Here is a 6,173-nt window from a genome sequence, read left to right as displayed (position 1 = left end):
GAATCTAACATTGTAAGAAGATTTTGCCCCATAGATTTATCCAAAATGTCCAAAGCTGTGGTATAATCAAATTCTTCATTTTCTCTTTCACTTAGATAATTAATTACTTGACATCTTGAAATAATAGTTTTGAGAAGTTTATTCTTATTGTCTGTAAGTAGTATAAAATACACAAAAGGCTTTGGCTCTTCCAAATTTTTTAAAAGAGCGTTAGAAGCCTCTGTCCTCATCAAATCAGCCTGTTTTATCAACACGACCTTGTCATTAGATTCAAAAGGCTTTGTGGATACAAATTTTGAAATATCTCTGATTTTGTCTATGGTTATAGAATTTTTCTCAGGTTCTATAACCAACAGATCGGATAACTTATCTCTGTCAAACTTCAACTTCAAATTTGAGTTACTAACGAGCAAATTGTATATCAAAGCCTCAGCATCATAATTTATTTCGTTTAAATTCTCACCATATAGTAAATATTGGTTAGAAATTTTATTATTCTTGACTTGATTTATCAAAGTTTTGTTTTTCGGTAACATTAAAACTTTTTAAAATCCTCTAAATCCATAACGAAAATATTAGCCTTTGATTCATTATCAGACTCAATATCATTTTCGTCACATACTTTTTTAATTAAATCTAAAATAGATTGTTCTTTTTCCACATCAGTACCTATCAACATTGTAGTATTTCCTTTTTTCAAAAAACCACCTGTTGATGATAATTTAGTAGAAGAAATTTTATTCTCCAACAATTCTTTTGAAAGAATATGACTCAAGTCATCTTCCATAATTACAACTATAAGTTTCATAAAATCACCTAAAATCTCAAATACTTATCTACTTCTAGTAAAAATACAGTAGCTCCACCTACCATAACCTCTACAGGATATGATATGTAGTTAGTTCCTGGCATACTAACAGAAAGCATTGAAGTTGTAGTTTCTCTTGATTTGCAATCATTTTCAATGATTTCCAAACATTTATCTACATTTTCATCTTCAGTACCTATTAATAAAGTACTGTTTCCTGTCTTCAAAAATCCGCCAGTTGAAGCCAACTTTGTAATTCTAAAACCAGCTTCAGTAAGATCTGCATTTAAATTATATACATCTTGATCTTGAACAATTGCAACAACTAGTTTCATAAAACATTTCTCCTTTTTAAAACTTTTATACATTGATTAAATACGTCTTCTACAGATTGAGTTGCATCAATAATTTCTATATTCTTTTCAGAATTTAGAATCTCTTTATATCCATTATATACCCTTTCATGGAAATTATTACCCTCTTTTTCAAGTCTATCTGCCGTATCCAAAGAAGATTTTCTCTTCAAAGTAGTAATAGGATCAACATCGAAAAACAAAACGAAATCAGGAAACACTCCATTTATAGCAAATTCGTTTATCTTCCTAACATTTTCAATTCCTAAATCTCTTCCTACACCTTGGTATGCGAGAGAAGATATAAGAAATCTATCACACAAAACAATTTTATTTTCGTTTAATGCAGGTAGAATTGTTTCTTCAACATGTTGTGCCCTAGAAGCTGCATATAACAAAGCTTCCGTTCTATAACCCATTTCGGTGTTTTCAGTATCAAGTATCAAATTTCTGATCTTTTCAGCAATGGGACTTCCACCAGGTTCTCTAGTTTTAATTACATCGTAATTATTTTCGATTAAATAATCGTAAACTTTTTTAATTATGGTTGATTTCCCACTGCCATCTGGACCTTCGAAAGTAATAAACATATTTTATCCTATAAAAAAAGCGAGTTAACTCGCTTTGTTTTTTCTATTTATTATTCTGCGTCTTCTTCAGTTTCGCCAACTGTTGGAACATCTGCAGATACTTCTTCATCTTCATCATCGATTACTTCTTCTTTTGGTTCAGATAATGAACATACTGCTTCTGTTTCATCTTCAAGAACTTTTATATCAGCATTTTTGAATACATCCAAGTCTTTTACTTCGAAAGTATCACCAATTTGCATATCTACAACTGATACAACAGCTTCGTTTGGTAAGTTCTTTGGTAAACATTCGATTTCGATTTCTTCCAAGAATTGCATCAATACAGATGGTTGAACTCTGATTTCATCTCTTCCTTCTAATACAACTGGAATAGTAAAGTTTGCAACTTCTCCCATTTTGATTGCTTTGAAATCAACGTGAACATATTGATTTTTAAATGGATGCTTTTGAACTTCTCTTATGATTACAGTGTGATCTTCACCATCAACTTTAACATCGATTAAGCTTGAAGTTCCTGCCATTAAGTGAACTTTTCTTAATTCTTTTTCATCAACACATACATTAATTGGTTCTAAGTCTTTTCCGTAAATAACTCCTGGAACCATTTCTTTTACTCTTAATTTTCTAACTGCATTAGAGCCAACTTTGTCTCTTTTTTGCATATCTAATTTATAGTTAGTCATTTATTTTCCTCCTAAGTAATCTAAAATCTCTATTAATTATACCAAATAAGTGATTTCTTCGCAACAAATTTAATATTTTAGTTGATAATTTCTTGTTAGATAACAAAATAATATAAAAATAAAACAATCAATCCCGGAACTCCAAAAATACCGACAATCAACATATCAATCAAATTATATGGAATATGCATATTAAAAAAACTTAAGAAAATATTTAAAATAAAAATTCCTACAAAACCAGAAAGGGCATGCATCCCCAATTTAAAAGAAATTTTAAAGAATAACGCCAAAATCGCAACGCTAATTAATACAATAATAATTGTAGCTGTGCTCATTAAAATCAACTCCTCTTGTTTATTTAAATAATTTTTTGGGTATATACCATTTGAATGAAAATGAAATTATAAGGAGGTCTATAACATGGACAAAAGACAAGAAACAACATTTGGAAACAACCCTGTGACATTATTAGGAACTAAAGTAAACGTAGGAGATAAAGCGCAAGATTTCACTTGCTTAAACGCAGAATTAAAACCAGTAAAATTATCTGATTACGATGGAAAGAAAAAATTAATTTCTGTAGTACCATCAATTGATACTGGCGTTTGCGAATTCCAAACAAAAGAATTCAACAAAAAAGCTAGTGAATTTGACAACACAATTATATTTACAATTAGCTGTGATTTGCCATTTGCACAATCAAGATTCTGTGCAGCTGAAGGAATCGACAACCTATTAGTCCTAAGCGATCACAAAGATTTAGATTTTGGTTTGAAGTATGGTTTCGTTATGGAAGAATTCCGTCTTCTTAACAGAGGTATTGTAATTTTAGATGAAAACAACGAAGTTAAATACGTTGAATACGTAAAAGAAAATACAAATCACCCTGATTACGATAAAGCTATAGAAGCCTTAAAATCACTTTAATAAATTATATCATACAAAAAATTGATAATACTTTCGAAAAGTATACAAAATATTAAAGATTAATAAACAAAAATCTCGTAACCGATTTTGTACTGCCCCCTTATTTCCGTGTCCGGATTTAAAGAGGCATTACATTTGTCGATTACGAGATTTTTTTATTTAAATTATATTTTGTATTTATTCATATTTCTACCGGCAATCATAACCGTTGATAAATTGTGAAGGAGTGCCGATGAAGTATTGGTCAATATTCCCAAAACTCCTAATATTATCAAAGTTGAATTGAATCCTACGATTTGTCTATAATCAGAATCAATTCTTTTTTTCATTGCTTTTGATAATTTTACAACATCAACAAGCCCTTCTAGGCTGTCTGATCCAATCGAAATATCCGAGATTTCCTTCGCAATATCTGCTCCTTGATGCATTGAAATTCCCACATCTGCGCTAGATAATGCAACAGAATCGTTAATACCATCGCCAATCATTACAACCTTATTTCCCTTTTCTTTTTCTTGCAAGATATAGTTTTGCTTATCTTCAGGTAAAACTTGTGATTGATAATAATCCAAATCCAATAGTGAAGCAACACTGTGAGCAGAATTTTCTGCATCGCCAGTTAACATCGTGATGTTTGTAAACGACAAATCTCTCAATGATTTTACAACATCACAAGCCTCATCTCTTAGAGGATCTTCAATACAAATTACAGCGATTAATCTACCGGCAAATGCCAAGTACAATAGCGAATAATCTTCTTTTAATTTATCTATAATTTGTTTTGTTTCATCATTAATTTTTATTCCCTCATCATCAAGAATAAAATGTTCAGATCCAATCAAGGCATCCTTGTCAACAATCTTAGTTCTGATTCCGTGAGCAACAATGTACTCTGGTTTAGAGTGCATTTCTTCGTGCTTCAAATTTTTATGCTTTGCGTGTTCAACCACAGCTTTAGCGATCGAATGTGGGAAATGTTCTTCAAGACAAGCCGCTATTCTTAAACACTCATCTTCCGAAATTTTATCGAGAGCTATTACTTTTGCTACTCTTGGCTCAGATTTTGTCAACGTACCAGTTTTGTCAAACACGATTGTATTTGCTTCAGACAAGTTTTCCAAATATTTTCCGCCCTTTACAAGGATTTTTTCTTCAGATGCTTGACTAATCGCCTTCATTACGGCAATTGGAATAGTTAATTTTAATGCACATGAGAAATCCACCATTAAGAAGGACTTAGCTTTTTGAAGATTTCTTGTGAATAAATAAGTCAATGCTGTGCCTATAAATGAATACTTCACAAGACTATCAGCCGTGTTCTCAGCTTTCTTTTGAGCGAGTGACTTGTTCTTTTCACTTTCTGAAATCAAACTGATAATATGAGATAATCTTGAATCATCGTGTTTTTTCGCCGTTTCGATTAGAATAGAACCTTCTTCAATTGCAGTTCCAGCAAATACAACACTACCCGACGTTTTCTTGACAGGATTTGATTCTCCAGTGAATGAAGATTCGTTAACCATGGCAACACCTTTGATGACTTTTCCATCAACAGGAATACTATTACCCATTTCAACTTCGACAATATCTCCAATCTCAACATCTTTAATATTTTTAATGATTTTTCCGTCATTTTCAATGACAAATACATTATCTATATTCAATGCCAAAGAATGTGCCAAATTTTCTTGAGATTTTTTCATTGTATAATCTTCTATTTCTTCACCTAATCCCAACAAGAACATAATATTCGCAGCATCTGCAAACTGTCTTGTTGCAAGAGATACAGAAATAGCTGTTGCATCCAACAATTCAACATTTAGTTTTCTATTGAGTAAAGATTTAATACCATTTTTTATAAACGGATAAGCTCTAAAGAACAATGCAACTGTTCCTATTGGAGCAGGAAGCATATATTTGAAAAAGATTCTTCGATACATCGCATTTCTCAGAATATTAAACAAATCATTTTCTGATTGTGCTTGAAAATCTACATTATCTATTGATGTATTCTCAATTGTATCCATATCTAAATCAAGAATAAACTTCGCCAATTTCGAAACACAGTTTTCATCATAACTAACAGTAATAGAATTAGTAAGAAGTGAAATCTTACATGATCTCACTCCACTAACTTCTTCTATACAATATTTAAGTTTATTAAGATTTTCTTTTTTTAAATTATCTTCATAAACAAAACGGCATCTGCCCTTTATTCTGTGGGCTATTGACGCTCTCATTATTTATTTTCTTCCTCTGTTTTATCTTCAACTTTTTCTTCAGTTTTTTCTTCTTGTTCTTCAGCTACTTTTTCGATGTCCATTTCATCGTTTTTCTTAGCTTCTTCTTTTTCTTCTCTTTCTTTTACATCTTTTGCTTCTGCAATAACATCTTCTGCAGAAACTCTAATATTTTCAACAGTTTTATCGATAGATTCTTTAACTTTTAATCCTCCAACAACTGTACTAACAGCAGCTTTTTTAGCTAGCTTTGAATTCAAAACTTTTCCACCAATAGCTCCAGCTATTATTCCTGCACCTACGCTAATTATTTTTTTGTTTATCATAATATACCTCCATAATTTTACACCTTAAAATATTTGTAAGTTTTTACATAAAATTTACAATTTCTTTATATTCTATCTCACCATTATTATACAATTTTTTTCTTAAAAATATAAGTGTTTTCTTCGATTTTTTACTTTTTAATAGACTAATTGTCAAATCAAATGCAACACCTATGGTAAGAAACCAAAAAGTTCTTCTTTAGGTGTTTTATATTGTATACATTTTCTAGGTCTATTATTCAT

General features: G+C 30.8%; 9 protein-coding genes. 1 reads left to right on the top strand and 8 read right to left on the bottom strand.

Annotation, left to right across the window (positions count from 1 at the left end; genetic code table 11):
* From KHW44_RS05310 to KHW44_RS05285, 6 genes are all read right to left on the bottom strand, one after another.
* Positions 1–536 (bottom strand): DNA polymerase III subunit delta (locus KHW44_RS05310; RefSeq protein ID WP_304066850.1); only part of this gene is annotated, 536 nt, incomplete at its 3' end.
* The gene (locus tag KHW44_RS05305) at positions 536–808 is read right to left on the bottom strand and encodes a cyclic-di-AMP receptor (RefSeq protein ID WP_002835026.1); all 273 of its coding nucleotides are present in this window, start codon (positions 806–808) and stop codon (positions 536–538) included. The genes KHW44_RS05305 and KHW44_RS05310, both read right to left, overlap by 1 nt.
* A gap of 8 nt (positions 809–816) precedes the next feature.
* Positions 817–1,143 (bottom strand): cyclic-di-AMP receptor, encoded by a 327-nt coding sequence (locus KHW44_RS05300; RefSeq protein ID WP_002837271.1) that lies wholly within the window; start codon positions 1,141–1,143, stop codon positions 817–819.
* Positions 1,140–1,751, bottom strand: coding sequence for a dTMP kinase (tmk, locus tag KHW44_RS05295; protein ID WP_304066845.1), 612 nt, complete (start codon positions 1,749–1,751; stop codon positions 1,140–1,142). Before tmk ends, KHW44_RS05300 begins: the two co-directional genes overlap by 4 nt.
* Before the next feature lie 50 nt (positions 1,752–1,801).
* Positions 1,802–2,437 carry a 50S ribosomal protein L25 gene (locus KHW44_RS05290; protein WP_304066842.1) on the bottom strand — a complete coding sequence of 212 codons (636 nt, stop codon included), beginning with the start codon at positions 2,435–2,437 and terminating at the stop codon, positions 1,802–1,804.
* A gap of 95 nt (positions 2,438–2,532) precedes the next feature.
* The gene (locus KHW44_RS05285; protein ID WP_110057849.1) at positions 2,533–2,772 is read right to left on the bottom strand and encodes a pro-sigmaK processing inhibitor BofA family protein; all 240 of its coding nucleotides are present in this window, start codon (positions 2,770–2,772) and stop codon (positions 2,533–2,535) included.
* 85 nt (positions 2,773–2,857) lie between these two features.
* Here KHW44_RS05285 and tpx point away from each other — a divergent pair, with 85 nt between their 5' ends.
* Positions 2,858–3,364, top strand: a complete 507-nt coding sequence (gene tpx / locus KHW44_RS05280; RefSeq protein ID WP_094206001.1) for a thiol peroxidase — start codon at positions 2,858–2,860, stop codon at positions 3,362–3,364.
* A 164-nt stretch (positions 3,365–3,528) separates the two neighbouring features.
* Here tpx and KHW44_RS05275 read toward each other — a convergent pair whose 3' ends face one another.
* Entirely contained in the window at positions 3,529–5,604 is a 2,076-nt protein-coding gene (locus tag KHW44_RS05275) for a heavy metal translocating P-type ATPase (RefSeq protein ID WP_304066836.1), read from the bottom strand.
* Positions 5,604–5,930 (bottom strand): DUF6110 family protein, encoded by a 327-nt coding sequence (locus tag KHW44_RS05270; protein ID WP_002835036.1) that lies wholly within the window; start codon positions 5,928–5,930, stop codon positions 5,604–5,606. Before KHW44_RS05270 ends, KHW44_RS05275 begins: the two co-directional genes overlap by 1 nt.
* Positions 5,931–6,173: the final 243 nt, after the last annotated feature.

It is taken from the genome of Finegoldia magna, from assembly GCF_018371055.1.
Classification (GTDB): Bacteria; Bacillota; Clostridia; order Tissierellales; family Peptoniphilaceae; genus Finegoldia; species Finegoldia magna_I.
Note: the sequence above shows the minus strand (reverse complement) of the source record. Positions and strands in the feature narration are given on the sequence as shown.

What these genes read in the sequence shown, in the direction of transcription:
- KHW44_RS05305 (WP_002835026.1), bottom strand. Translation starts at nt 808, where the DNA reads ATGAAACTTATAGTTGTAATTATGGAAGATGACTTGAGTCATATTCTT.
- KHW44_RS05300 (WP_002837271.1), bottom strand. Translation starts at nt 1,143, where the DNA reads ATGAAACTAGTTGTTGCAATTGTTCAAGATCAAGATGTATATAATTTA.
- tmk (WP_304066845.1), bottom strand. Translation starts at nt 1,751, where the DNA reads ATGTTTATTACTTTCGAAGGTCCAGATGGCAGTGGGAAATCAACCATA.
- KHW44_RS05290 (WP_304066842.1), bottom strand. Translation starts at nt 2,437, where the DNA reads ATGACTAACTATAAATTAGATATGCAAAAAAGAGACAAAGTTGGCTCT.
- KHW44_RS05285 (WP_110057849.1), bottom strand. Translation starts at nt 2,772, where the DNA reads ATGAGCACAGCTACAATTATTATTGTATTAATTAGCGTTGCGATTTTG.
- tpx (WP_094206001.1), top strand. Translation starts at nt 2,858, where the DNA reads ATGGACAAAAGACAAGAAACAACATTTGGAAACAACCCTGTGACATTA.
- KHW44_RS05275 (WP_304066836.1), bottom strand. Translation starts at nt 5,604, where the DNA reads ATGAGAGCGTCAATAGCCCACAGAATAAAGGGCAGATGCCGTTTTGTT.
- KHW44_RS05270 (WP_002835036.1), bottom strand. Translation starts at nt 5,930, where the DNA reads ATGATAAACAAAAAAATAATTAGCGTAGGTGCAGGAATAATAGCTGGA.